Annotated in this window: 23 protein-coding genes; 8 read left to right on the forward strand and 15 right to left on the reverse strand. The window is 69.5% G+C overall.

Annotation, left to right across the window (positions count from 1 at the left end; all coding sequences use genetic code 11):
- Positions 1–420 precede the first annotated feature (420 nt).
- Positions 421–2,142, reverse strand: a complete 1,722-nt coding sequence (locus tag WME90_RS34550) for a leucine-rich repeat domain-containing protein (RefSeq protein WP_437276314.1) — start codon at positions 2,140–2,142, stop codon at positions 421–423.
- Positions 2,143–2,782: 640 nt separating this feature from the next.
- Here WME90_RS34550 and WME90_RS34555 point away from each other — a divergent pair.
- Positions 2,783–3,511 (forward strand): enoyl-CoA hydratase/isomerase family protein, encoded by a 729-nt coding sequence (locus tag WME90_RS34555; protein ID WP_437276315.1) that lies wholly within the window; start codon positions 2,783–2,785, stop codon positions 3,509–3,511.
- Between the two features lie 100 nt (positions 3,512–3,611).
- On the opposite strand, the gene WME90_RS34560 is transcribed toward WME90_RS34555, so the two are convergent.
- From WME90_RS34560 to WME90_RS34580, 5 genes are all read right to left on the reverse strand, one after another.
- On the reverse strand, positions 3,612–4,427 hold the full coding sequence (locus WME90_RS34560; RefSeq protein WP_437276316.1) for a hypothetical protein: 816 nt from the start codon (positions 4,425–4,427) through the stop codon (positions 3,612–3,614).
- Between the two features lie 299 nt (positions 4,428–4,726).
- Entirely contained in the window at positions 4,727–6,310 is a 1,584-nt protein-coding gene (locus WME90_RS34565; RefSeq protein WP_437283698.1) for a caspase family protein, read from the reverse strand.
- Positions 6,310–7,077, reverse strand: a complete 768-nt coding sequence (locus tag WME90_RS34570; protein ID WP_437276317.1) for a DUF4384 domain-containing protein — start codon at positions 7,075–7,077, stop codon at positions 6,310–6,312. Before WME90_RS34570 ends, WME90_RS34565 begins: the two co-directional genes overlap by 1 nt.
- On the reverse strand, positions 7,074–7,583 hold the full coding sequence (locus tag WME90_RS34575) for an RNA polymerase sigma factor (protein ID WP_437276318.1): 510 nt from the start codon (positions 7,581–7,583) through the stop codon (positions 7,074–7,076). Before WME90_RS34575 ends, WME90_RS34570 begins: the two co-directional genes overlap by 4 nt.
- A 19-nt stretch (positions 7,584–7,602) precedes the next feature.
- Positions 7,603–8,313 carry a hypothetical protein gene (locus tag WME90_RS34580; protein WP_437276319.1) on the reverse strand — a complete coding sequence of 237 codons (711 nt, stop codon included), beginning with the start codon at positions 8,311–8,313 and terminating at the stop codon, positions 7,603–7,605.
- Between the two features lie 887 nt (positions 8,314–9,200).
- Between WME90_RS34580 and WME90_RS34585 the strand changes: the two genes are divergently transcribed.
- From WME90_RS34585 to WME90_RS34600, 4 genes are all read left to right on the forward strand, one after another.
- On the forward strand, positions 9,201–9,389 hold the full coding sequence (locus tag WME90_RS34585) for a hypothetical protein (RefSeq protein ID WP_437276320.1): 189 nt from the start codon (positions 9,201–9,203) through the stop codon (positions 9,387–9,389).
- Positions 9,390–9,396: 7 nt separating this feature from the next.
- Positions 9,397–10,194 (forward strand): hypothetical protein, encoded by a 798-nt coding sequence (locus WME90_RS34590; protein WP_437276321.1) that lies wholly within the window; start codon positions 9,397–9,399, stop codon positions 10,192–10,194.
- Between the two features lie 79 nt (positions 10,195–10,273).
- Entirely contained in the window at positions 10,274–11,152 is an 879-nt protein-coding gene (locus tag WME90_RS34595; RefSeq protein WP_437276322.1) for a hypothetical protein, read from the forward strand.
- A gap of 11 nt (positions 11,153–11,163) precedes the next feature.
- Positions 11,164–11,649: a hypothetical protein gene (locus WME90_RS34600; protein WP_437276323.1), complete on the forward strand. Its 486-nt coding sequence runs from the start codon at positions 11,164–11,166 to the stop codon at positions 11,647–11,649.
- A gap of 51 nt (positions 11,650–11,700) precedes the next feature.
- On the opposite strand, the gene WME90_RS34605 is transcribed toward WME90_RS34600, so the two are convergent.
- Together WME90_RS34605 and WME90_RS34610 are read right to left on the reverse strand one after the other, a co-directional pair.
- Positions 11,701–12,975, reverse strand: a complete 1,275-nt coding sequence (locus tag WME90_RS34605; RefSeq protein WP_437276324.1) for a hypothetical protein — start codon at positions 12,973–12,975, stop codon at positions 11,701–11,703.
- Between the two features lie 466 nt (positions 12,976–13,441).
- Positions 13,442–14,065 (reverse strand): hypothetical protein, encoded by a 624-nt coding sequence (locus WME90_RS34610; protein ID WP_437276325.1) that lies wholly within the window; start codon positions 14,063–14,065, stop codon positions 13,442–13,444.
- Positions 14,066–14,172: 107 nt separating this feature from the next.
- On the opposite strand from WME90_RS34610, the gene WME90_RS34615 reads away from it, so the two are divergent.
- The 3 genes from WME90_RS34615 (at position 14,173) to WME90_RS34625 (ending at position 16,974) form a co-directional block, all read left to right on the forward strand.
- The gene (locus tag WME90_RS34615; protein WP_437276326.1) at positions 14,173–15,150 is read left to right on the forward strand and encodes a DUF4423 domain-containing protein; all 978 of its coding nucleotides are present in this window, start codon (positions 14,173–14,175) and stop codon (positions 15,148–15,150) included.
- A gap of 112 nt (positions 15,151–15,262) precedes the next feature.
- Entirely contained in the window at positions 15,263–15,946 is a 684-nt protein-coding gene (locus WME90_RS34620; protein ID WP_437276327.1) for a hypothetical protein, read from the forward strand.
- A gap of 482 nt (positions 15,947–16,428) precedes the next feature.
- Positions 16,429–16,974 carry a hypothetical protein gene (locus WME90_RS34625; protein WP_437276328.1) on the forward strand — a complete coding sequence of 182 codons (546 nt, stop codon included), beginning with the start codon at positions 16,429–16,431 and terminating at the stop codon, positions 16,972–16,974.
- A 60-nt stretch (positions 16,975–17,034) separates the two neighbouring features.
- Here WME90_RS34625 and WME90_RS34630 read toward each other — a convergent pair whose 3' ends face one another.
- The 7 genes from WME90_RS34630 to WME90_RS34660 form a co-directional block, all read right to left on the reverse strand.
- On the reverse strand, positions 17,035–18,093 hold the full coding sequence (locus WME90_RS34630) for a hypothetical protein (protein ID WP_437276329.1): 1,059 nt from the start codon (positions 18,091–18,093) through the stop codon (positions 17,035–17,037).
- 46 nt (positions 18,094–18,139) lie between these two features.
- Positions 18,140–19,558, reverse strand: coding sequence for a M56 family metallopeptidase (locus WME90_RS34635; protein ID WP_437276330.1), 1,419 nt, complete (start codon positions 19,556–19,558; stop codon positions 18,140–18,142).
- Between the two features lie 2 nt (positions 19,559–19,560).
- On the reverse strand, positions 19,561–19,935 hold the full coding sequence (locus tag WME90_RS34640; RefSeq protein ID WP_437276331.1) for a BlaI/MecI/CopY family transcriptional regulator: 375 nt from the start codon (positions 19,933–19,935) through the stop codon (positions 19,561–19,563).
- Positions 19,936–20,016: 81 nt separating this feature from the next.
- Positions 20,017–20,412, reverse strand: a complete 396-nt coding sequence (locus WME90_RS34645; RefSeq protein ID WP_437276332.1) for a GFA family protein — start codon at positions 20,410–20,412, stop codon at positions 20,017–20,019.
- 80 nt (positions 20,413–20,492) lie between these two features.
- Positions 20,493–21,410, reverse strand: a complete 918-nt coding sequence (locus WME90_RS34650; RefSeq protein ID WP_437276333.1) for a pirin family protein — start codon at positions 21,408–21,410, stop codon at positions 20,493–20,495.
- A gap of 66 nt (positions 21,411–21,476) precedes the next feature.
- Entirely contained in the window at positions 21,477–21,950 is a 474-nt protein-coding gene (locus WME90_RS34655) for a hypothetical protein (RefSeq protein ID WP_437276334.1), read from the reverse strand.
- Positions 21,951–23,965: 2,015 nt separating this feature from the next.
- Positions 23,966–24,976, reverse strand: a complete 1,011-nt coding sequence (locus tag WME90_RS34660) for a cupin-like domain-containing protein (RefSeq protein WP_437276335.1) — start codon at positions 24,974–24,976, stop codon at positions 23,966–23,968.
- Position 24,977: the final 1 nt, after the last annotated feature.

Here is a 24,977-nt window from a genome sequence, read left to right on the forward strand (position 1 = left end):
GCCCGCAGTGCTCTGCGGAGCGCTGCCCAAGGTAACAGGAGCGTTTCCCAAATGGGCTCGGGGATCGGGGCCTGGCGCGGGCGGGGCGGGGCAGATCTGCGCGGGCGGACAGCGGCCCTGCGCGGCGCGCGGGGGAGGATGGGGTCGCGGGCTGGTGGAGCGGAGGAGGAGCGAAGAGGAGGAGAAGATGCGACAGCGGCGGCGTGCGCGGCGTCCGGGACGCGGGCCGGCTGCACTGCTGAACTCGGCAAGCGGAAGCGGTTCGCGGCGGGCAGCTCAGCTGGCGCTCGGTAACCGGAAACGGTTCGCGCCGGCAAGCTCGGCTTCCCTCGGCAACCGGAAACGGTTCGCGGAGAGTTGTGCGAGCAGATCGCGCGCGCGCCGACGTCGATCGCGCACGGCGGTAGGCTCCCCGCGGCCTCAGGGCGCGCAGGCGCCGGTGCCGTTGTTCTCCTCCAGCACGCTCGGGGGCGGCCAGTCGAGGCGCTCGACGAACGCGTCGACCTCGCAGCTCGGCAAGCTCTCGTTGCCCATGATCTCCATCCAACCGCCGATCGTCCGGGCGCCCAGGCCGCGGAGCGTCGCGAGCGAGCGGTTCTCGTCGATGATGAGGCTATCGAGGTCAGCCAGGCCCTCGAGCCCGGTCAGCCCGAGCAGCGCGTCGTTGTCCTGGATGACGAGCTGGTTCACGCGGACCAGGCCACGCAGAGCGTCGATGTCCACGAGCGCCTCGTTGCCTTCGAGCCTCACGCTCTCGGTCACGCCGTCGCCCGCGCTGAACGTACCGAGCCCGTCGAGGCTGGTGAGCGCGGGGTTGCCGACGATCTCGATCGCGTTTCGGAGGTTGCGGAGGCCGCTCAGAGCCCGAAGATCCGTGAGCCGAGGATTGTTCGCGATCGACAGCACGGAGAGATCCGAGATCCGCTCCAGTCCTGTGAGGCTCACGAGCCCGGCGTTCTGGGCCAGGGAGAGCACCGACAGCTCGTTCAGGCCGATGAAGTCGGACAGGTCGGCCAGGGAGCCACAATCGGTGATGGACAGATGTTGCAGGCGCATCAGGCCGAGATCGATCCAGATGAGCTTGGGATTGGAGGTGAACTGAAGCGACTGCACGTCGACCGAACCCAAGGGAACGTACGCGAAAGCGTCGGCGAGCACCAGCTCGGGATTCGATTCGACATAGACATCCACGATACCACGAAGCGAGAACATGCCCGCGAGAGCGACCATCGATGAATTGCCGACGACGCTGAGACTGCCGGCGGTTTCGAGCCCCGAGAGCCCGCTCAGATCCCGGAGGCGCTCGTTCAGCGCGACGGTGATGGCTCCCGCATGACGGAGGCCGTCGAGGCCGTACAGCGTGTTCAGCTGCGAGTTCTCCGTCAACACGAGGTTCTGGACGGTCGTGAGCCGCCAGACGCCGTCGAGCTTGACGAGCCCGTCGTTCCCGGAGATGGCGAGCTCCTCGAGGTCCTCGACGGCATCGAGGCCATCGAGGCTGGTCAGCGCGTCGTTGTCGATCAGGCTGAGCCGCCCGCGGCGCAAGCTCACCACCCCACGCAGCGACCCCAGCCCATCGTTGCCCTCGATCCAGAGCTCCCCCTCCTCGAGTTTTTCGAGGCCTAGTAGCCACATGAGCGCATCGTTGTCGACAAGGCGGAGCGTCCCCCGGCGGAGGCCCTGCAGCCCATCCAGCGACACGAGCCCGTCATTGCCCTCGATCAGGAGCACCCCTTCCTCGAACCCTCCGAAGCCTGACAAGGAATCGAGTGAATCGTTGTCGATCACGCGCACCTCGTGCGCGTTCAGCCCGACGCCGGCGACGCTCTCGAGGATCGGGTTCTCGCGGATCTCGATGGTTCCCTTGACCTGTTGCAGGTTCGGAAGCCCGAGGCGGAGCAGCGACGAGTTCCGCTCCACCGTCAGCCGCGCCCCGATGAGCGAAAGGGAGTCGAGGCCGTCCAGGCTCGACAACAGCGTTGTGTCGCGGATCACGAGGCGGCCCGTGATGGTCGTCAGACACGCGAGCGGGGACAGGTCGGAGACGTCGCCGCCGATGTTGAGCCTGCCATTGAGCACGGTGACGCCGCGTAAGGCCTCGAGCTCCTCCTGGCGATTGACATTCCAGGTGCCGTTTTCCACGCGGGTCGGGTCGCACCCCAGCTCGGCGCCCCCGGCGCCCCCGACACCCGCGCCCCCGACACCCGCGTCCCCCGCGCCCCCGACACCCGGCCCGCTGGACCCACCGCCCGAGGATTGACCGCTTGAACTGGCACCCGCACCGACCGCTGGGTCGCCGGAGCCGGATGACGTGCCGCCAGCGCCGCCAGCCGTCGCTCCGACCTCGTCTCCGTCCGTCGGCGGTCCTTCGACGCCAAGCTCATCCCGGGCTCCACACGCCGACGCGAGCGCGATCGCCGCAAATATACCAACCCAGAACGGCTTCCGCATGCGGCGAGGGTGGGCTCACAGCGATCTCGCGTCAAGAATGACTGGATGCTGGAAACCTGCGTGTACAGCGCGGGAATTTTACAGGGGACGCGGAGCGCATCCTGCCCGTCTCGCTGCGCCTGGGACCTCTGACAGGTCCTCTCAGGGTGGCTGTTGAGCGAAAGCGATTGTCTCGATTCGTCGATCATCCATTGATAGAGTGATAGAGCGTGGCCGTCGCAGGAGGGGTCGCATGCGATCTCGCCCACGCAGCCTGATTACCATGGAGCGCGGCCCGGAACGCAGGGCGCGCGAGCTTGCGCCGCGCTCGTCTCTGCGCGATCTTCTCGCCATGCAATTCGTCGAGGTGCTCACCACGGACGGCATCGCCGAGGTCACGCTGAACCGACCGAAGGTCAACGCCATGAACCAGGCGGTGCTCCGTCAGCTGGCCGACGTCTTCCAGCGGCTCGCGGACGACGACTCGGCGCGCGGCGTCCTCGTCCGCGGCGCCGGCAACTGCCTGTCTGCGGGCCTCGATCTCCGCGAGGTCGCGTCGCTCGATCGAGCGGCGCTCGCGGGCTTCCTCGACGATTTCGACGCCGCCTTCGGCGCCGCTTTCCGCTTCCCGAAGCCGTTCGCCGCCGCCGTTCACGGCCACGCGATAGCGGGCGGCCTCTTGCTCGCCATGTGCGCTGACTTCCTCGCCCTCGGCGCCGGCGACTACAAGGCCGGGCTCCCGGAGCTCACCGTAGGTATCGCCTTCCCGCGCGTCGCCTTCGAGATCGCCCGGACCACCTCTCCCGCCCGCGCGCTCCGGCGGCTCGTCTTCGGCGCAGAGCTCCATTCCCCCGCGGAGCTCTTCGACATGGGCGTCGGCGACGCGCTCTCCGCCGAGCCGCTCGAAGCCGCGCGCCGCTTCCTCGCCACGGCGTGCGGCCGCCCCGCCGCGGCGTTCCGCCTCGCCAAGGCGAGCCTGCGCAGGGAGGCGTGGGAGCGGATCGCGGCGCAGACGCCCGCCGAGCGGGAGGCCCTTCTCGACGCGCTCCTCGCCTCGAAGCAGGCCCTTTCGCCGGCATGAACCCGCAGGCACCGACGCGCGGCGGCCAGCTGAGGGCCTGTACACCGGCAGCGGGCGCGAGCGATCCGTCGGGGGGCGGCCCTCGGCGGGACGTGCTCGCTCAGGTGATCTTGCCCGTGGCGACGTCGATGTTCCACGCCGAGGCAGGGATGCCAGCCAGGATGGCTGGGGCCGCGGCCGCAACCGCGCCTCCCATCGGATAGCCGACGCTCGCCGATGCCACGCGGGCCGGACCGTAGATGTAGACGTGCCCGTCCCAGCTCAGCACGATGCCCTGCAGGTTGCGCACGTAGGCGTTATGGATGTCAGCCTGGCTCGGCGAGGCGTTCCCGTGCGTCAGCGGATGGGAGTGAAAATTCGCAATCATCGCATATTCATCGGTGATGGTCTCACCGGGGTAGCCTCCCGGATTGTCGAGGTCGATCGACGCGCCGGTGGCTTGGTCGTTGTCTTTCAAGGCCTTGGAGCGCTTCGCCGACGCGAGCACGACCTTGTAAACAGTGCTGGCCCCGCCCACTTTGACGAAGATGAAGCCGCCGCGCTCCTGGACGGTCTTCCCTCTCAGGTTGATGCTGAGCGACCAGGCTTCCTTCAAGGCGTCGCGCACCTTGGAGTCGCCGAGGGCGTCATTCGCCGTCTTGGCCCCCGCGCCGCCGTACGCGGCGGCGAGCGCCGCGTTGTTGAACCCATGCTGGACCACCGGCGCCGCTGCCCTCTGAGCCACGCGGCCGACGCCTGAAATCCGGGCCTCGGAGACGGACGGGGCAAGGCGTCGCTGCACGACGATGGCCGGATGGGGCGGCAGGCCCTTCCCTTGCCCCGCCGTCGCCGGAGGCTGCGCCTTCGGCTGCACCACCCGCGCCGGGTGCGGAGGCCGCGCGGCGGGGGCGCGCGGCGCCGGCTTCGGTTGCGCCACGGCGGCCGGGTGAGGCGGCTGCTCGCGCAGCCCGGTGGGACGGTGACGCTCCGACGACATGACGATCTGTCCCTTCGAAGGTCGCGGAGCCGGCCGTCTTCGGCCAACTTCTCGGGGTCTTTCTCAGGGCGCCGGCGGCTCGGGCGTCCTTTCCTTCCGCCGCCGCCTCCTCCGCGGGCTCCGGCAACGTCGGTCAGGACCTCGAGCCCGGTCAGCGCAAGCAACGTGTCATCGACGGCTCCGAGGCCCTCGAGGCAGGCGGGCTCTGGACGCCGGGGGGCGTCAAGGCACAGAGCGCATCAAAGGCTCATGCCGACGCCCACGCGGAGCCGCATGGCCAGCGCAGGGGCGACCTTCCCGTCCTCGCTGCCCGCGCGTTGCTGCTTGAAGACGTACGTCTGCGCGCCGGCCTCGACGCCGAGGTAAAAGCCCTCCAGCAGATCGATGTTCACCCCGGTGTCGACGCCGAACGCCCCTGCCAGGCCATAACGATCGGGCGCGCGCCCGGTGGTCTCGAATTGCTGCCTCATGGCCGCGAGGCCGACGTCCACGCCGATGCCGAGGCTGATCACGGGCAGATCCCAGGAGCGGGACAGGCGCACGTCCAGGCCGAGCTCATCGTCGCTCGCCGTGAGGTGCTCGTTCTGAAAGGCGCTGCGGCACGCGCTGAGCCGCGGCGCGACGCCGAGGTGCTGGAGCTCGATCCCGTATCCGACGAAGCCGCCGTGACAGAGCGAATCCCCCGGGACAAGGGGCGTCCTGAGCTGATAGCCCGCCACCGGCCCGTGCGCGACCTCGCGGACGCCGCCGCCCTTGCGCACGAGCCTAGCGAACATGACGCGGCTCAAGCGCTCGTCGCCGACATCCATCGTTTGCCCGGCCCCGGCCTCGACGCTCCCCTCCAGGAGAAAATCGGGGCCTCGACCGCGGACGAAGTAACGGCCAGGGCGCAGGCTGACGGTCCGCGCCGCGTCGCTCGCCCCCACCTCGGCCACCACCGCGCCCTCGCTCGAGTCGCGCATCACGAGGTAGGCCCTGCCAGCCGGAAATCGGAGCACGCCCCGGAGCGACGCGTGGACCGGCAGCTCCGTCAAGACGAGCTTGCCCTGGCCGCGGAGGTCGTAGCGGAAGGTGGGATGTTGCGCCCCGGCCCACGTGCGGCTCGTCGCGCGCAACGTGCTCTCGTACGCATGGCGGTACGCCTCCTCGAGGGACACGGCGCCGTCCCGATCCGCGTCGGCCGTCCCGAGCAGCCCAGAGACGAGCGCGTGGGTGAAGAACGATCCTTTGAGCTCATCGGACTCCTGAGCGTCCTCGTTTCCGGAGCTCGACGTGAGCGTCACCATCCCTTGCCCCGCGAGCCGCTGATCGAGCTTGATGACGAAGGGGGGCGCGCTCGTGCCGCCCTTGACGCGCGTGAGCGCCCCGGAGCGGCACGAGTCGACGATCAGGAGCCGCGCCGAGGCCGCCGAGCCGCGGACGAGCTGCTCGAACTCCGTCAGAGAGAGCGGCGTCGGCCCGAGGTGAAGGGCGTTCGCGTCGGCGTGACCCGAGTAATAGACGAGGAAGAGAACATCCGTGTCCGGGCTCGACACGGCCGCGCGGACGCGGTCGTTCATCGTGATGAGCGTGCGTCGGACCGTCTCCGCGCCCTCGCTGCGCAAGAGCACCAGGTTCGCCGGGGGAAAGCCGCCGAGGTCCTTGAGCACATCGTGCATCTTCGCCGCGTCGTCCTCCGCATAACGGAGCTCGACCTCGCCCTTCTCCCCGGCGTTGTTGCCGATGAGCACCGCGAAGCGCTCGACACGCGCCTCGGCCGGGGCCGCCGAGGCGACGGCCAGGCCGCACGCCGCGGCGGCGAGCGCCGCCCGGAGGCCGAGCATCACGGCGGCGCCGCGACCTTCTCCGCCGTGAGCACGTCGACGTCGCAGCCCGGCGGGGCGGGCGGCGCGTCGGGGTGAGCCGCGAGCGCGGCCCGCAGCGGCTCCACCGCGATCGCCTCGGAGCAGAACAGCGCGAAGATCCGCTCGGTGCCGAGCGTATCGTCGAGCACCGTGCTCTGGGGGAGGACCACATCCCGGCCGGGCTCGATCCGCGCGGCGACAGGGCCGCTCGGGTAATAGACGCTCGCCTGCGAGGCCCCATCGACGCTCAGGATCGCGAGATATCGCGCCTCCGCGCTGGAGTACGTGAACTGGATCGCGTCGCCCGGCTGGAGCCGCTCGCCTGCCCCGCCGGGCAGGACGCTGCCGCCGCGCTTGACGTAGAAGCCGATGCGCTCCGCTCCCTTGATGCGCTCTCCGGGGATCTCCGCGTCTGGTCCCCCCGGCGCTGCATTGAAGCGGAAGAAGAGGAGCACCGCCGCCGCCGCGGCGAGCGCGCTCGCCGCCGCGGGCCCCAGCCATCGGCGCCGCGGGCGGACCTCGGTCGCGGAGCGGCCCACCGTTGCGCCGCGATCGAGCCGCAGGGGGGGCGCCGACGCCGCGAACGAGGCGCGTGCCGCCTCCATCTCGGAGCGCCGCGCCGAGCACCGCGAACAGCCTGCCACGTGCGCGCTCGCCTCCTGCGCCGCGGCCGCGTCGAGCTCGCCCGCCATGAGCTCGTCGAGCTTCAGCTCCGAGAGGCACCCTTCGGGTCGCGCTGGCGTCATGGACTCGAGCTCCCTTCTGTCATCCGGTCGGAGAGCGCGGCCTTGAGCCGCTCCAGCAGATTGCCGACGTGCCGGCGGGAACAGCCCATCACGCGCGCGATCTCCTCGTGGGTCATCTCATCGGAGTAATAGTGGACGGCGACCTGCGCGAGGTCGCCCGGGAGCTGCCCGAGGAGCTCCCGCGTGAGGAGGGCGTGCTCGGCGGACGCCGCAACGCTCTCCTGCTGCAGGGGCGCAACGTGGGTGTCGAGGAGCCGCAGCCGGTTCTTGCGGTCGCGAATGCGGTTGAGGCAGGCGTGTGTGGTGGCGCCGTAGAGCCAGCCCACCATCGGCCCCTTGCCGTCGAGCTGCGCGGGCTCGCCGAGCAGCGAGGCGAAGACATCCTGGAGGATCTCCCGCGCCTCCTGCTCGCTCCCGAGGAGCCGCCGCGCCCGCCGCAGCACGAGGTGCCCGTGCTGCCGGTAGGCCGCCTCGATCAGCGACACCTGCGCCACACGATCGTCCACACGAGGGCGTGTACCACGATCAGTGCCAGTCCGGGTACGTCAAATCCTCGGAAGGCGCCATCCGGACGGTGAGCATCGCGTTCGCCCCGGCTGCGGAGGGGCGGATCTTGAGCTTCACGTCATAGCCGTAGCAGGCCTTGTGCTCCGCCTCCGTCGTCGCCGCGGCGTCGCAGGCATCGAAGGCCGCTTGCAGCTCCGCGTCCACCGCGCCTCCGAGTTTGCGGGGCCACACATCCATGACGTGGTATCCGGGGGCGAGCCGCCCGCCCAAGAAATTCGACCACAAGCCACCTTCGGCCATTTCACCCTCGACGTATACGATCACATGGTTCTCATCGACGCCGAGCGAGGTGCCCTCCCCGGCGGAGGCCTCGTCGAGCGCCGCCTCGATGGTTGCGATGCCGACCCTCGTGTTCTCGACGCCGAACTCGCTGAAATCGTTGAGCGCGCTCTCCGGCGGGGGCGCATGGATCGACAGCGTGAAGCTCGCGGGGAAGCTTCCAGTCGCCGACGCCCGGACGGGGATGATCTCGCTGCCGGTGTCCCCGTCGTCGGTGTTCCAGACCAGCACGGCCTCGACCGGCCCCTCCGGCGCGACGCCGAGCTCATTGACGATCGTGCCCTTGAGCGTCAGGAGCGCCTCACCGGAATAATCGGAGCCCACCTGGGGGTCGCCGCACGCGGCGAGCAGGAGCGGGAGCGCAAAAGAGACAAGCGAACGATGCTTCATGACATCTCTCCTTGAAAAAAGAACAACGAGCCATGGTGAACGAGCAGACAAGCCATCCGTGAGAGGACGTCGCGCGCGCGGCGCTGCCATCACCGCCGCGGCGCGGTCACGCCGCCGGCGGAGCTCTCCTGGGGGCATGGCGGGGCGCCTGCCGTTCGGTGCAGCGCGGCGCCCCGGAGGGGCACCCGCCTTCGCTGGCCCCTTCGACCTAGGAAGACCGCAGGGGTCCCGGTTTGGGCACGGGTCGATGTCGATTGTTATTCTTCCAGCACGACGGCAATTTTGCCGCCACACGAGCAACACCCTGGCAGCTGCCGCCTGCGCCGGTCGCCTCGGGCGATGCCGCCGGGTTCCGTTCTCGTGAGGGGAGAGGCTCGGCTCGCCTGAAATGGAAGGAAGCGGTCATCGTCGATTCCGACTGCCTTCTTGTCGGGCCCGTCTCGCGCGGACACCTCATTGCGCGTCATGCGTGGTGAGGCTCTTTCGTCGACCCTATCGGCGCAGACAGCAAGATAGGCCCCGCGGTTGTCGTAGGGTCTCATCCACGAGTCTGCGCGAGTGCGTCAGGCGACCTGTTCCTGCAACGCCGGTTCGACGCGTGGGCAGATCACAACGTGTCGCGGCTGTGGAGGGTGCGATTTCGGAAGGACGAGACGGCGATCGATGCGGGTAGGATGAGAAATTTCGTCGCCGAGATGCAATGCAACGCCAGGTGCCTCGCGGCATCGCCGCGTGCCGGCAGCGCTGGCCAGGCCCACACGGAGGATGGTAGAGAGCGAGCGTGACGTCGGCCGCGCGCGCTCGCGTGCGCCGGCGCGCCCGAGGTGTGGAGCGTGCGAGGTCCTCGATCAGCATCCTATCTTCCGTCGTGGGCGGGGTTGCTCCTCGTGCTGCTCGCGACTGTCCCCACGCGCGCGGAGGCGCCTCTGAAGCGCTCGCGAGCCGTACAAGAGCTCATTTGCGAGGCGGGGGCGGCGCTCGATCGGCTCGACGTCGCGCAGGCCCGGGAGTTTTGGGGCGCGGCGTACGATATCGAGCGGTCGAACGTCGCGATGTGCAACCTGGGGCAGCTCTGACGTGCGGATGGGCCGCTGGGAAGAGGCCGTTGCGGAGCTCTCGCAGTGCGTCGAGCACATGCCGGCCCCGCGCACGGAGGTGGAGCGGCGCCTGGTCGAGCACCGGCACGCCGACCTCGCCCGGGCCCGGGGGCGCGTGGGCGAGGTGGTCCTCATGCCGCCGCCCGGCGTCGTGGGCATGTTCGTGAACGGCCGGGGGGTGAAGGACGGCACCCGCGTCTACGTGACGCCTGGCCAGCACGAGGTGATGGCCGTCGGGCAGGAGGGGCAGGTCGCGCGCGCGGGTGTGAAGGTGGAGGCGGGCGAGTCGAAGGCGGTGCCGCTCACGTTCGACAAGCCGGCGCAAGCGCCGGAGGACCACGTGCAGCCGCCGAAGGACCGCGCTCAGCCGCCGAAGGGGGCTTCCGGGCCTGGTGCGCCCGGGCCTGCGGCGCCAAAAGGACCGCCGCAGGGCGCAGGCCGGCCCGGGCCGGACCTCCGGATCGTCACGACGGGCGCGGTGGCCTCGGTCGGGTTCTTGGTGGCAGGCGCCGTGTCCCTGCAGAGCGCGCAGGGGTACGAGCAGGAGGCGAAGGCGGCTCGACAGCACGCCCGGCTGATGAGCACGGTCGACCCCGCATTTCAACCCGACTACGACGAGATGGTCGATACTGCCGCAAACGGGAAGCTGATGCGTCTCCTGGGCACCAGCGCGTTGATCGCTGGGGCGGCAGCGGGCGCGGCCACCCTCGTGTACGTCTGGTTGCCGAACGACGCGCAGATTCGAGTGGCGGCGCACGGCGCGGAGGTTCGCGTTCGATGGTGAGCGTCGGCGATGTCGCTTTGGGCCGCCAGCGCGCGAGCATGGTGAGGCTGGCGCGGAGGTCTTCCTGATGCGACGGCCGATGTTGCTGTTCGTCTCCGCGACGACGCTGCTCGCGTGCGAAGACGAGTGGTTTGTGCCGCTGCTTCCGCCGCCGGCCGATTCGGCTCCAGTGCTGTGGATGTGGGTAGGTGCGGAGGACGATGCGCCTCCCTGTATCGACGGCCAGCCGCCGAAGTGGGAAGGCTGGATGGTTGACGCGCCTGAAGGGCTGCCGGACACGTGCGATGCGTGCGAGTGCGGTCCGGCGGCGTGCGAGCTGCCCACCACGGTCATGGCGAACGCGATGACCTGCCCAGGCGGAAGCACCTCGATCGCGCTCGACGCCGGAGCGGGATGGGATGGGACGTGCGCTGCGCTCCCGTCGCCCGTCCAGCCGGACGACGTCGCGTCCATCGTCTACGAGCCGCCGACACTCTCGCCGTGCACCCCCTCGGCGACGCCCGAGCCGCCGCCCGTTCCTGCAAGGTTCGTCCGGGTGTGCGCCGGCAACACGGCGCAGGAACCGCCGGGGTTCATCCCCTGCATGCAGGCCAGCAGCGAGGGGACCTGCAGGCGTGGCCTGACACGACACGAGTTCTTCGAACAGCTGATCGACAACCGCGCCTGCGCTCCGTGCGAGTGTGGTCCCCCAGCGGGGGGCAGGTGCGTCGCCGACGTCGGCTTGTATGGGGACAGCGCGTGCAGCGACCGCATGGTCACGGGGCTCCCCGTCGGCCTCGGGGAGACGGCCTGCGCGGACGTCACCTCGCCCCTCCCGCTCAGCGCGATGCGCGCCACGCTCGTGGAGGAAGAGCCAGGCGCCTGCTCCCCGAGCGTCGCTGCCGTGCTTGGCACCCTGGAGCGACGCGAGCCGCACATCGTATGTTCCTATTCCGAGATCTGGTGGGACACCCCGTGAAACGGATGACGATGTCCATGTCGAGCGCGCGGCTCACGCTCCTGGCCGTGCTGTCGCTGCCAGCGATGGCGTGCGCCAACCATCCGGACATCGCCGGGAAGGCGGTCGTCGCCCTCGACGGTGAAACCCTGAGCTACGATACCGGCGATGATGGACGGAGGTTCGTGAAAACAGGAGAGAGGTGGTCGACGGGGTGCTACCTGAAAGACTCCTTGCCGGAGATGTACCTGGACCGCGTGCGCGACGACAACCCGCCGATCAGCTCAATTGCATTGCTCGTCAAGCGCGAGGATGACGACGGCAAGCCTCTACCGAATGTCGCGATGCACACAGGAGAGGATTTCTACGATGGCCTTTGCCGCGTCGTGGCGACGGTCGGCAGCGACCCGCACGAGGTGGAGTTCTCGACGGGCGATTGCGAGCTGCAGCGGGCCCTCGACGGCCATCCCGCGCTGCTCGTCTCCGCTCTGTTTCACGTCAAGGAGTGCGACGAGTAGGTCACGGCCGGCGCAGCGGGAGCACGCGCGGCGCCGGCCGCGGTCGGCGCGCTAGGGCGAAGCCGACACGTAGCGCGGCTGCATCGGCGTCGCGTTGACGATCGTGGACGCGACCGGCGGATACTGCCTCAGCCACTCCTGCTCTTCCGCGTGGCACGCACGCGAGAGCGCCTCGCACCTCGCCCCGTCGTTCCAGCATTGCTGCGAAGCCCGCGCTTCACACGCCGCGCGAGGGTTCTGCGGGCGCCACACCTCGACGAACTGCGAGGACGGGGCCGCTCCGCCGGTGAGCTGCTGCAAGAAATCTTGCCGAATGATGAGCACGCGCTTGCCGTTCTCGAGCTTGAGGGCCTCGTTCAGCCGCTGCTGCAGCGCCTGCTCCAGGCCTGGCCCGAAGCGCGCGGCGGACCGCTCGATCTCGCGTGCAGCCTTCGACTCGATCAGGCCGAACATCGCATCCTCGAGCGGCCGAGGCAGCGCGCCGATGCCCAGGAGGACCGGAGCCCCGAAGTCCCAGGTCGCGCTCCCCTCGACGATGCGTGACACGCTGTCCCCGCTGAACAGGGCCGTGACCGACTTGGCCACGGTCGAGCTGAAGCCGGTCGCGAACGTCACGACGGGCGTGATCGGGCTGACGCCCGACACCCGCAGATCGACGTTTGTGTTCTTGAGCGCGGTCGCCACGGCGACCTTGGGCTCGATGGTGATGGCATAGTCCCCGTTCGGCCGGAACCCGAACGTGGGGTTCAGATCCACGCCGAGCACGATGTCCGCCGTGGTCGCCAGGCTGCCCTTCAGGCTGTAGCTGTCGCTCCCCGACTTGTTGCAGGAGCCGAGGATCATGTAGCCGAACGTCTGGTTGACGTCGATCTTCGCCGAGTACTCGACAGGCAACGACAGCTTGATGACCAGCGGCCGGGTCAGCGAGTTCCCCGAGACGTCCAGGCTGGCAGAGCGCTTGAGGCGCGCCGAGTAATAGGCGTGCCGCTGCTCGGCCCTCACCGTGCACGCGTGGCCGGTGTCGATCTTCCTGTCGGTCGGGTCGTCGAGCGCGAAGAGGATCCCCTCGCTGTCGACCGTGACGCCCCTGGCGTCGAGCTCCGAGTTCACGCGGTCCAGGGCCATCTTGCACAGCGCCCGGACCTCTTGAGAGCCCGTATCGCAATTGATGAGCCCGGGCTGGATCAAGCTCTGCTCGGCGATGCCGACATCGCTCTCCGAGCTCTCCGAGACCTCGTCTCCTGCCCCGTAGCCCTCGTCTTCAATCGCCGCCGTGCAGCTGACAAGCAACGGCAGCAGGGCAGCCAATCCCATGATCTTGCTCATGATGCGTCTTTGCTCTCCCAAGCAAATAATAACGATTCGCGCTAGGCGCGGCTCGGCACGAGCCGCGCTCCAGAACCGGTGGCGAGCAATCCGAGCAGCGCCAGCCTCGGTACAGACGGAACAGTGTGCGAGGCGAGCGCCACCGTCAAGCCCGGCGCACAAAAACGCATCACCTGAAGTTTGTGTTGAAGTGTGAAGAGAGGATCATTCGCGCCGATGGCGCAAAAGGCTCGTCTAGGGCCCTGCGAGCGCATCGATCGGACAGCTGTCAACCCGCGTTCTCGGCTCGCGCGGTACCCGCGTTCACGGCCCGCGCGGCGCGATGAACGAACGCATGCGCCGCTCGAGGCGAGCTCGCGTGCCGCAGGCGCGGCGGCGCGCCGGCCGAGCGCCACTCGCGTCGCCGCTGCGCTCCGCGGGCCGCTCGGGCGGGTCCAAGCCGGTCGCGCGCGCCGCAGACCGGGGCTCAAAAGGCGCCGACTTCGCCGAGCAGCGACCCGTTCTCGATCAGGTACACATGGCCTTGCGGCGTCGACTCCCCCGCCTCCCAGCGCGACTCGACGGAGAGCTCGAATGCGCCGCTGCACCCCGTGCAGCTGTCCCCCGATCCACCGCCGGCGTACACGTCAGGGAACGGGTTCTGGTCGAAGAGGAACGACAGGCGAAGGCTCGCGGCCCCGTCGTCGCCCCGATAGAGCGCCCCGCGCTGCTCGTGGTGGAGGATGCCGTCGGAGCTCGATAGATGCCCGAGCACGAGGATCTGCAGATACCCGTCGGCGCACTCGCGGCTGCGATCGATGTACGCCACGACCGGTGAGCTCTCGGTGTCGGCGACGAGGGACCAGCTCACGGCGCTCACCGCTCCGTTGGCCCATGTCACGTCGAAGCTCCCCGCCCCGCCGGTCGCGTCGATGGCCTCCTGACCGCTCACACCGAGGGGCGTCGGCTCGGTGAGGTCGTGCTCCACGCCCCGACTCGCCGTCACCGGGGTGGAGTCGCAGGGATCGGAGGCGACCTCCCCCGTCTGCCCCCCGCGCGCGCACCCCAGGAGCAGCCCCGCCAAGAGCCAGCAAGCGCGTCGTGCGTTCATCGAAGCCTCCACCGCACCCACCTGACGCAGGGCAGAGGCCAGCGCAAGCGTCGCGTAGCGCAGTTACGCATTATCTATCGCTCCGATATGCTATCATCGATGCACAAATGCGGTACAATAGGTCGCAGTACGATGAAATCGCAAAGGATTTCTGCCGAGCGCTCCGCGGCCGGCGCTCGCAGCGGCAGCTGAGCGTCCGGCTCGGGTACGGCACGAACGTCGCGTTCAGCTGGGAGTCCGGGCGGCGCTTTCCCACGCTCCCCACCCTGCTGCGCGTCGCGGCGTACAACGGCGTCGACGTCCATCGCGCGCTCTCGGACTTCGTACGCCAGGAGTCCGCCTTCGGCGCGGACGTCGCCGTCTCCGACCCGGCGCTCACGGCGACCCTCTTTCAGATCATCAAGGGAGGCCTGAGCAACGCCGAGATCGGCTCCCGTATGAGGCGCAGCGCGTCGCAGGTGTCGCGCTTCATCGCGGGCACGTCCCAGCCCCGGCTCCCCGACGTCCTGGCCCTCGTCGACGCGACCACCGACCGGCTCGTCGACTTCCTCGCCCTCTTCGTCCATCCCGCACAGCTGCCCTCGGTGGCGCGCGACTTCCGTGTGCTCGAGGAGCGCCGCCGGATAGCGACGGAGCTACCCTGGTCTCACGCCGTCCTGCGCGTCCTCGAGCTCGCGAGCTACGCGGCCCTCCCCCGCCATGACGACGCCTGGATCGCCGCTCGGCTCGGGCTCCCGGACGACGAGGTGCGCGCGTGCCTCGAAGCCCTGTCGCGGGCGGGCCTGATCCGATGGCGCGAAGGGCGGTACGCCGCCACGGCCGAGACGGTCGACATGACCCGAGGCGCCGCCGAGCCGCGACAACGATTGAAAGCGCACTGGCTCGACGTCGCCGCGCGCCGGCAGCTTCGCGGCGATCCGGGGCTGTACTCCTATAACCTCGTCAGCGTCGCGCGCTGTGACCTCGAGCGGCTGCGGGCCTTGCACGTGCGGTATTTCCACGAGCTCCGCCAGATCGTGTCGGACTCGCGCGAGCCCGATTGCGTCGCGCTGGTGGCCATGCAGCTCTTCGAGCTGGGCGCCTGAGGCGCGAGCGTCCCCCGCTCCACCCCCGCCACGGCGGCCGGGCGCCTCGGTCGATCACCCGGCGGCGAGCTGTGATAGTGCTCGTCTTCCCGGGGGGGAGAAGGACAGCACCATGTCGGAGTCGAAGCTCGCCGCGCCTCAGATGGTCATCGACAGCCGTATGCTCTATTCGAGCTGGGTCCCAGCGGATCCGGCTGCCGCCGCGGCGCTCCTGCCGAGCGGGCTCAGGCCTGCCGAGAACAAGGCCATCTACATGAACCAGTACGTGGTCGACAAAGAGGAGCAGACCTCCGGATTCGGAGCGTATTCGCTCACCTACCTGGGACTGGATCTCGCGGATCACACGACGCCCGACGGCGCGGGCCCGGCGCGCTTCTTCACGCACTACTTCAACTCCTCCGACACGGTGCGCAAGTACGTGCGCGAGCGCGGCGTGCCGGCCTCGCCGGGGGCGACGACGCTCGAGCTGCACGGCAGAGAGCTCGTGGCGACCACCTCGGTCGACGGCGTGCCCATCATCCGGACCAGGGCCCACATCGGCAACAAGATCGGCGTGGTCGCGCGCGGCCACCTCACCTACGTGACGAAGGTCGACGGTCGGCTCGTCTCCGGCAACTACCCCTATATCGCGGACATGGCCGATCCGTACGAGCTCCTCTCGGTCGAGTTCCTCGCGAAGGACCACCCGGTGTACGCGCTGCGGCCCGGGAGCCCGATGCAGGTGGTGACGAGCGCCTCGTGGCACGCGCCCCGCAGCTCCTTCGTGTATCCGGGCGGAGAGCGGGACCTCTTCTGATCGCCTCGCCGTAGGCGACCCCTCGCCGCGTCCGGTGGAGCCGCGCGTCTCTGGAAATCGCCAGAACGCCAAGGCCGCCAAGAGAGCCAGGATTTTCTCTCCCTCTCGTCCTTGCGCCGGATGGCGCGGTTTCACCGTCCGACTCACTTCCTCCGAGCGCCGGGGCGCCGTCGCTTGTGGGCCGTTCACCGCCATGGAAGGGAGAGCGGCCCTGTGCCCATCCTGCCCGCGCCGGTCAGCGCGCGCTCACACACACCGAGGGGAAGGCCGCCAGGGTGGATTGGATGGGATCTCGCCAGGGCGCGCGGGCGCGAAGGAGGGAAGCCTGGAAGACCGAGGAGCGCGTCGTCCTCGATCGTCGCGCTGCGCATGGGTGACGGAGACCTGCGCGGTCCCACCGTGCACAACGCGCCCCCGGGTACGTCGGTTGCTCCGAGCCCGTCCGCGGCCGGAGCCGGCCGCTCGTACAAGGGAGAGAACGAATGAACCGACTGACTCGACTCGGAGCACTCTCGGCCTTCCTGTCGCTCGTCCTCTGGGGCGGCAAGGACGTGGCGGCCGCTCCGATCCCCGCCGCAGTGAGCAGCAAGCAGCTCAAGGACCTGACGACCGCGGACGCCGACGCCACGTGCCAGTCGCTCACGCCGAGCCTCACGCTCTCCAAAGAGGACACCTGCGAGTTCGTGGGACTCCTGTGGTCCACGGTCGGGCAGGTGTGCACGGTCGTGAAGGACAAGTGCATGACCGAGGGCCAGCAATCGGGGGAGCGCGCGGACGACACGGCCACGGCCCCCCCGGACCCGGCGGGCTGTCTGCCGCCCTCCGAGAAGCGCGCGGGCTGCACAGCGACCGTGGCCGAATACGAGGCGTGCATGCTCGCGAACATCGCAAAGGTCCGAGCGCTCACGTGCGCTTCCGCCACGAGCGCGCTCGACGCCCCCGTCCCGGCCTGCGATCTCATCGCGCAGAAGTGCCCGGACCTCGCCAGCACCGACGAAGGCGAAGACCATAACGAAGAGCAGCCCTGACGCCGCCGCGCGGCGCACCCCGCCGGATCGCCGTCCGCCCCCCCGCGGGGCGCGCCGCGGCTACAGCGCAGCGCTCCCGATCTGCTGGATCGTCGCCTCCACCTGCAAACGCGCTCTCTGCTCGGGAGACGACTGGATGAGCTCGTTCAGCTTGCTGTAGATGACATACAGCTTTCCGTTCCGGAGCACGCCGGTCGTGGGATAGACATCGCCGAGCCGCTGAACCGCGCGCAGCCTCGCGGTGCTCCAGCCGTCCTCGCTCGACAGCGAGAACGCGGCGTTCGACGCGACGCCGGCGGCCTGGTTCGCGACGACCACCAGATCCCTCTTTCCCACAAGGACCAGCCCGTCTCCGCCCACGAACCGCTCGGCGATATCGACCCTGGAGAGCCGCGAGGGATCCGCGAGAGGCACCCTGAACAAGCTGCCGTCGCTCTTCTTGACGACCAGCAGATAGCCGTCCGGGTGGACGACCACCCCGTTCAGGTTGATCCCCTCGCCGGCGAACCGCTCGTCCCGCAGGAAGACGGACGCGTTTCCCTGCGAATCGACCTTGTAGATGGTCGGCGAGAAGCTGTCGGTGACATAAGCGTTGCCCGCCGAGTCCAGCGCGATGCCGTTCACGAGGTGAGCGCCTGGGGAGAGCGGCGCGAGGTCCACGTAATGGATGGCCTTGCCCGTGGAGAGATCGTAGACCCCCACGGCGGCCAGGTTCTTCGGCCCCGCGGCGGATGGCTTGACGCTCGCTCCGAGATCGGAGCTCACCGCCCAGAGCCGCCCCCGCTCGGCGTCCACGGCGATGCCGAGCACGGAGCACAGGCGCGGATCGTCGACGACGAGCGAGGCGCCGCCATCGCCGTCCACCGCGTAGATCGCGCCTTCCCTGAACGAGCTCACAAGGAACCTGTCACTCCTGCTGTCGTATTCGATCGTCTCCGGATACAGCGCCGGCCTGTGGACGGTCATGGGCTGTCCCGTGCGCTCCAGGGTGACGACCTCCGCGCGCGCGCAGCCCATGGCCGTCAGCCCGAGGGTCGCGACCGCGCACAGAGCCCGGACGGTCCACGCCCCGTGCGCCGACGCGCGCCGCGCGCTCGGCTTCCTGTTCATGCTCGACATGTCAGCTCCTGTTCTGGACAGGCCCGTGCGGTGCGCGGAGCGCGCGCTATCGAGGCGCGCTGCCGGACGCCCCCCGGCGCCTGTCCCACGTCGTCCAATCGTCGACGAAGCGCTCCTCGATCCAGGCCTGCGCGGCGCGCACGTGCCTCAGCTCCTGCCGGAGCTCGAGCACCAGCACCGCGGCCTGGGTGTCTGCTCGCTGCGCGTCGGGCAGGAGCAGCGCGTCCTCGAGCCGCGCCTCGAGCTCCCGCTCACGGCGCGCCAGCTCGACCATCTGCTCGCTCGCCGCCGCTGCGTCGGGCGGTGATGCGGCGATCGCGTCGCCACGATCCCGCGCGGGCGCGTCGCTCGCGCCGGCCGCGAGCGGCGGCCGCGCGCGCGCCACCTGGACGCTCAGGCCGGCCGCCGCGACCCCGACCGCGGCGAGGCCCGCGATGGCCCGCCGCCGGCCCCGTGCGCTGGCGGTGCGCCGCGCTCGGCTCTTCCCCGCGTCCACGAGGCGCCTCACGCGCGGGAGGAGCGCGCTCGCCGAGCGCGCCATGGCCGGGACCATCGCGCGCCGCGGGGCGAGCGACGCGCTCGACGCGACCTCGACCAGCGCGCGCGCCAGGCTCAGGGGATCACCCGTGAGCTCGACGGCGCGATCGTCGCAGGCCAGCTCGGCGGTCTGACGGAAGCGGGACGACGCCCAGTGACAGAGCGGTTGCAGCCACAGGATCGACTGCACGAGGCCGGCGGCCGGAAACCACAGCCCGTCGCGGCGCTCGAGGTGCGCCAGCTCGTGCGCGAACACGGCGTCGATCTCTGCGTCGGTGAGGGCCGCGAGCCTCGCCGGCGGGATGCAGATCTCGGAGGCGCCGAGGACGAGCGGGCTGCCGACGCCGGCGCTCTCCGTCAGCACGACGTGGCGCAGCCCGATCCGGGCGCGCATCCGCTCCAGGCGCTGGAGCAGCCGCGCGTCCTGTACCTGTCTGCGCCCGCGGAGGCCGCGCCACAGCAGCCATGCCGACGTGGTGAACCGCAGCAGCCCCAGCGCAGCGGCGCCGGCTGCGCCCGCGGCGAGCAGGTCCCACCCCGGGCTGCCCCCCGCGCGCCGCGCGGGGGATTCAGCGAAAGCGCTCGCCCCGGTCGAGCTGCCGGCCCCCGGCTCGGCATCGAGGACCGCGGGCACGGGAGCCTCCTCGAGCGACAGCACGGCGATCTCTCGAAGAGCTGCCGTGTCCCCGGGCGCGCGCTCGAAGCCCCAGGACATCACCGCCGCGAGCAGCACGGTCGCGAGCGGGCCGAACAGCGCCATCTTCCAGAGCAGGTGCCGCGTGGAGGACGAGAGGGATCTCCGGCGCGAAAGGAGCGCCGCCGCCCCGGTCCAGACCGCGGCGTGGGCCGAATAGGTGAGCAGCAGCGCCAGCCAGAGGGCCATCGGGCCGGACCAGGTGCCCGGCCCGACGAGCAGGTGGAGCGCCACGATCACGCTCCTTTGTCCTTGATCAGCCGCTGCATCTCCTCGAGCTCCTCAGGGCTGAGCTGCTCCGACTCCAGGAGCTGCGCGGTGAGGGCCGAGGCCCTGCCGCCGAAGAAGGAGCGCAGCACGCGGTGGAGCACGCCCCTCGCCGCCTCTTTCTGGTCGACCGACGCGCGGTACACGAACTGCCTGCCGGACCGCGTGCGCTCCACCCACCCCTGCTGGCTGAGCCGCTGCAGCAAGGTCGCCACCGTCGTGGGAGCGAGCTCGCGCCCGTCCTTCGCCATCGCCGAGACGACGTCCCCGACGGTGCCCTCCCCGACGGCCCAGAGGGCCTTCATCACCGCCAGCTGCAGATCGGTCAGCGCTTCCGTTGCCACGACGACAAGTGTCGTTCATGGACGGCCGCCAGTCAACTACAAATGTAGTCGATTGAGATCCGGGGGGCGCGCGCGCCGCGCCTACGGCGGCAGCTCCTCGAACTGAGGGAAGGCGTCCGTGATCTGGTGCCAGGGCGCCTTCGAGCCGACGTAGATGTGGTGATCGGGCGCTCTCGCCGGCGCGCCGTCGATCGTGCCGAGCTGCACGTGAGCGAACCGCCTCTCTCGCACCGCGTCGTACACGGGCGAGAAGCACTGCTTGCAGACGCCGCGGTACCCGTCCTCCGACGCGCCGACCTGGAGCAGGTGCTCGCGCCCCGCGGTGACGCGGAGCCTGTCGATCTCGATCCCGCCGACGGCGGCGCACGCGGCGCCGGTGCGCCTCCGGCACCGCGAGCAATGGCAGTAGAACGCGTAGCCGAACGCGTCGTCGACCTCGAAGCGCACGGCACCGCAGTAACAAGCTCCGTTCAACATGGCCCGTCCATCTCCCTCGAACGCGGCGAATCTCCCTCGAACGCGGCGAACGAGAGCGCCGCTCCGGCTCTCGCGCGACCTCACCCGTCGGGGAACGGGATGAACTCGAGCTCGTCGCCCGGCACCTTGGGGAAGCGCCCCGCCTTCCAGTCCTGCTTCGCGCGCTCGATGCGCTCCGGTGAGCTCGAGACGAAGTTCCACAGGATGTGGCGGTCGCCGTCGAGCGCGGCGCCGCCGAGGAGCATCACGCGGCTCTGCGAGAGCGCGCGGAGCGCCGGCTGCGCTCCGGCGCGGAACACGAGCATCGTCCCCTCGCCGAACTGCTGGCCCTCGCAGCCGACCGATCCGCCGACCACGTAGGCCGCGCGCGCCGCGTGCTCCTCGGGCAGCGGGAGCGTCGCGCCCGCGTCGAGCTCGGCGTGGACGTAGAGCGTCGGCGACAGGACGCCGACCGGCGAGCGCGCGCCGTACGCCTCGCCCGCGATCACGCGCAGCGCGGCGCCGTCCCGGGCGACGACGGGGATCGTCGCCGCCGGGTGGTGCTCGAAGCGGGGCGCGTCCTCCTCGCGCTCCGCCGGCAGCGCGAGCCAGCACTGGACGCCGTGGAGGCGCGTCTCCTGCGCCAGCCGGTCCGGATCGTCACGCTCGGAGTGGACGATGCCGCGCCCGGCGACCATCCAGTTGACGTCGCCCGGCCGGATCGGCTGCGTGGTGCCGAGGCTGTCGCGGTGGAGGATCTCCCCCTCGAACAGGTACGTCAGCGTCGCGAGCCCGATGTGCGGGTGCGGGCGCACCGAGATGCCCTGTCCCACGCCGAAGCGCGCAGGGCCCATGTGATCGAAGAAGACGAACGGGCCGACGAGGCGGCGGCGGACCGACGGCAGCACGCGCCGCACGGAGAAGCCGCCCAGATCGCGGGCGCGCGCGTCGATGACGAGATCGAGCGCGCCCGCGGGCGAGTCCAGGCACGCGGGTTCATGGTCGGCGTAACGGCTCATCGGGGTCTCCTTCACGGCGCTGAGCGGGGAAACGCGGGGCGTCGCCTCGGTCCAGGGCTGGCTACCCTAACCCAGGAGGAGCGCCGGATGTGTAGCGGTTCGTCGCCGAATGGAGACACGGCGGTCAGGCGCAACGCCTTGCCGGATGCGCACGGTCCCATCCTCGGCGGTTTCCAGGTCCTGGTCTCGAACCTGTATGACCGCATCCAAATAGAAGCGAAGCGGCTGCTCGACAACGTCGTCCAGGTGGCGGTCGACCCACTGCTGCAGCGACGAGACCTGCCGCTCCAGGATCTGAATCGCCGCCGCCTTCTGTTTCGGGTCACTCCAGTCCAGGTCGAGCCCAGCCTTGATGCTGGGAGCCAGCAGCAGCGGGATGCCCGCCTTGCGGCAGATCTCCTCGGGCGGACGCTCCGTGATCTTCGACACGACGCGGACGATGCTGCGTGCAGCGTGGCCGAGCAGGTTAATCGTGTCCTCAACCCGACCGGCCCCCGCTAAAGGGCGGCTATCGATGGCCACGCGCAGCGCCTTGGACACCGCACGCCTCTCGCCCGACGAAGGGCTATGTAGCGCTCGCGTCCGCGCTCCTCGTCGCCAGCCGTCGTCGGCGTCCGCCTCAACCTCCGCACCCCGCCGTGGGGGCTGTGCCGCGCTCACGCTCGAGACCTCCGCCCCGGGCGTCACAACGCGCCGAGCAGGCTTAAGGTCGCGCCGACGTGCGCCTCGACCTCCGATGGTCCACGCCGAGCTCGGCCGCGACGATGTCCAACCCGCTGCGCTCAGCTCGAGGTCGGCTTGGGACCGGGGCGAGGTTGACAAGCCGTAGCCGCAGAGACGCAATCCATGCCCTGAATCACAGTTGACGCCGCCCCTTCGCACACGCATCTGGAAGAACTTGGAGGATGAGCATGCGCCACAGGCTGAGATTGAAGGCGATCCCTGTTCTTATTCCTCTCGGCTTCACGGTGTGGGCGTGCAACTACGACGTGGGTGAGTGCTACCTTAGGGGGACGGAAGGCACAGGGGCCGGAGAACCATACCCACCGGGGTCAGCAGCTACGGGGGACTGGTTCCGGAACGGTGACGACGTGGGGAGCGGCGCCACTGAAGAGATGGCAGGGTGCACGCCCGACAAGACATGCACAGACATGTACGTAGATTACCAAGACATCGGTGGTAAGTGCATCACGGGATATCCAGGCTGCGACAAATGGGGTTACACGCCGTGCGAAAGTTGCCGTGACGCCTGCCAAAAGGGCACCCCATACCCGCCAGCGTGCAAATGCAGATCGCGCGGATTCAGATGATGAATGATTCGATACAGCGTGCGATATATGTTGCCGTTGGCAGGGTCGCCGGAGCGGCTCTAGCCGAGGTTGCATCCCCGGTCGTGGCCGACGATGACAATCTCCTGCTGGGGCCATCAAGAGTCGATCCGAAACGTCATCGTGCTGCGCGCGTTAGATACTGGGGGGGAGAGCCGTCTGCCGATCTCAACGAAGAGCTTGCGCGTTCTGATGGGCCGCCGGTCTGCGTGGCGCTTCCACCGACACCAGGCGGCCTGATGAGCCTCTGTCGGATCTGCGCTTCCGTAGTCGAGCGAGGGCGCGCGCTGTTCGTCGTTGATCTCAACCCGGACGCCGCCGGAGCATTCCCGCAAGGGCCCGGCCCAGGCAGGGCCATATCCCTCAATATCGCGGATGCTCTGCTACGCAAGCCGCCCGTGGTCCAATGGTCGAAGCTCGAGACAGCTCTCGCGGCTACGCTCTGGAAATTGTGGTGCCGCCGCTCGCCTGTCGCGTTTTCTAGGTTCTGTGCATCTGGGAGCATGTTCCACCCGCAGTTGGCCAACCTTGGGCGTTATCATGCCGGACTCTTTCCCCGGCGGGCAGGCAATGGGCTATTACCGTCGCTCTTTGACGAGCTCCTCCTGCGACAGCTATCGCAAGAGTGGCTCTCGCCAGTTAAAGTATATGCCAACGCACTCAACGCCGGTTCTGAGCTCGCTGCATGGTTTCCACACACGGGAGATCTGTACATAACCAAACGGCTCAATGAGTGGTATCGCCATACGCGAGGCCGTATCATCGAACGTCGAAACGCGCATCATCCGAGACCTTCCGAGATGACGAGATGGTCCTTTCGCTGGCGTGCGGGTAGCGAGGCGATCCTCGAGGCGCTGCCGAGTGTGCAAGCGGCTCCGCCTGTATCTATCGGAGGTGCTACCGCGTATGATCCTGACCGCGCATGGGTATGCCAATTCGATGCACGAGGCACACCTTGTCTAGGCCGATTTGACACCGCATCGTCGGGCGACAGGCTGGAATAGGGAGTATCGGATGGCGCCTGCGACGATGCGGCTGGCCGCACCACAACTTGCTCGCTGAGAACAGAGGTACCGGCACCTGCCCGCCCTGAGTCCGAGAAGCTCCTTCCAAAGGCGCGGCGGTGTTCGGCCCCGCGCGCACGGTCTCAGCGGCTGGCCACCGCCTCACGCCGCCGCCCTGAAACACGAGGTTCCTGATGGTCAAGACGCAGCCTCCCGCGAGCCGCTAACCGATGTTGCTCGGCCGGTACCAATCGAAGTTGTTGTGGAACGGAAAGCTGTTGATCCCCAGGCTGATGCTGGCGTCGAGCGCGCGGACGTGGTGCCACCAGCCCACCGGGATGAAGAGCGCCTCGCCCGGCTCGAGCACGACGTCCTTCACGAGCACGGGTTCCATCGAGTCCTTCTCCGGATCCCGACCGGCGTACATGGCGCGCGCGCCGTCGAACAGCGACGTCTCGAACGGCGCGATCATGCGGTAACGCTTCCTGCCGTACACCTGCCCGAAGAGGATGTTGGACGTGTCGTAGTGCAGCGGCGTGACGGTCCCGGCAGGGCCGAGCCACAGCGCCGAGGCGCCCAGCATCCGCTGCGCGGCGCAGTACCCGTCCGGGAGCACCACGTCGTCCAGCAGCGCGCCGAGCGTCGTCCGCTCTAGGACGCGGTTGTTGGCGACCATGTAGAAGTCGTTCGTCTCCTCGCGCGCGGCGTCGACGATGCGCGCGACGAAGTCGCGCAGCGGCGTGCTCACCGTGTGCCGCGCCGCGTGCATGTCGTAATCGGGATCGCCCTCGCGTCCCGTCGTGACGTCGACCGCGACATCGCCGAAGCGCTCGGCGAGGTAGGCCGGCGTCCACCGGCCGAAGGCGGGCCAGCGGGTCACGACGTCGGTCAGGATGACCGGGATGTTGCCGGCGACATAGACGTCGCGGAGCTCCGCGCCCGACACGCCGGAGCGCCGCGGGATCCCCGTCGGGTCGCACGCGGTCGACGCCATCCTCTGCTGGAGCCGCGCCAGCATCTCGTGCCGCCGCGCCGACCTCGCGAAGGGCCGAGCGGCGACGAAGATGGGCGAACGGACGATGGCCGAGAGCAGCTCTCCGGCCTGTGCGCTGCTGACGCCGGCCGCCTGGAGCTGCTCCGAGATCGCGCCTTCCGGCACGCCGCGCAGCAGGTTCTCCGTGGCCCAGCGCCACCACTCGGGCGCAACTTCCAGCTCGCGTTCCTGTTCGCCCATC

It is taken from the genome of Sorangium sp. So ce375 (assembly GCF_051473855.1).
In the GTDB taxonomy this organism is placed as follows: Bacteria; Myxococcota_A; Polyangia; order Polyangiales; family Polyangiaceae; genus Sorangium.

Coding starts and splice junctions, on each gene's coding strand:
- WME90_RS34630 (WP_437276329.1), bottom strand. CDS start 18,093: ATGTCGAGCATGAACAGGAAGCCGAGCGCGCGGCGCGCGTCGGCGCAC.
- WME90_RS34650 (WP_437276333.1), bottom strand. CDS start 21,410: ATGAGCCGTTACGCCGACCATGAACCCGCGTGCCTGGACTCGCCCGCG.
- WME90_RS34610 (WP_437276325.1), bottom strand. CDS start 14,065: ATGAACGCACGACGCGCTTGCTGGCTCTTGGCGGGGCTGCTCCTGGGG.
- WME90_RS34595 (WP_437276322.1), top strand. CDS start 10,274: ATGTTGCTGTTCGTCTCCGCGACGACGCTGCTCGCGTGCGAAGACGAG.
- WME90_RS34600 (WP_437276323.1), top strand. CDS start 11,164: ATGTCCATGTCGAGCGCGCGGCTCACGCTCCTGGCCGTGCTGTCGCTG.
- WME90_RS34660 (WP_437276335.1), bottom strand. CDS start 24,976: ATGGGCGAACAGGAACGCGAGCTGGAAGTTGCGCCCGAGTGGTGGCGC.
- WME90_RS34645 (WP_437276332.1), bottom strand. CDS start 20,412: ATGTTGAACGGAGCTTGTTACTGCGGTGCCGTGCGCTTCGAGGTCGAC.
- WME90_RS34565 (WP_437283698.1), bottom strand. CDS start 6,310: ATGCTCGGCCTCCGGGCGGCGCTCGCCGCCGCGGCGTGCGGCCTGGCC.
- WME90_RS34570 (WP_437276317.1), bottom strand. CDS start 7,077: ATGACGCCAGCGCGACCCGAAGGGTGCCTCTCGGAGCTGAAGCTCGAC.
- WME90_RS34605 (WP_437276324.1), bottom strand. CDS start 12,975: ATGAGCAAGATCATGGGATTGGCTGCCCTGCTGCCGTTGCTTGTCAGC.
- WME90_RS34625 (WP_437276328.1), top strand. CDS start 16,429: ATGAACCGACTGACTCGACTCGGAGCACTCTCGGCCTTCCTGTCGCTC.
- WME90_RS34615 (WP_437276326.1), top strand. CDS start 14,173: ATGCGGTACAATAGGTCGCAGTACGATGAAATCGCAAAGGATTTCTGC.
- WME90_RS34555 (WP_437276315.1), top strand. CDS start 2,783: ATGCAATTCGTCGAGGTGCTCACCACGGACGGCATCGCCGAGGTCACG.
- WME90_RS34620 (WP_437276327.1), top strand. CDS start 15,263: ATGTCGGAGTCGAAGCTCGCCGCGCCTCAGATGGTCATCGACAGCCGT.
- WME90_RS34580 (WP_437276319.1), bottom strand. CDS start 8,313: ATGAAGCATCGTTCGCTTGTCTCTTTTGCGCTCCCGCTCCTGCTCGCC.
- WME90_RS34590 (WP_437276321.1), top strand. CDS start 9,397: ATGGGCCGCTGGGAAGAGGCCGTTGCGGAGCTCTCGCAGTGCGTCGAG.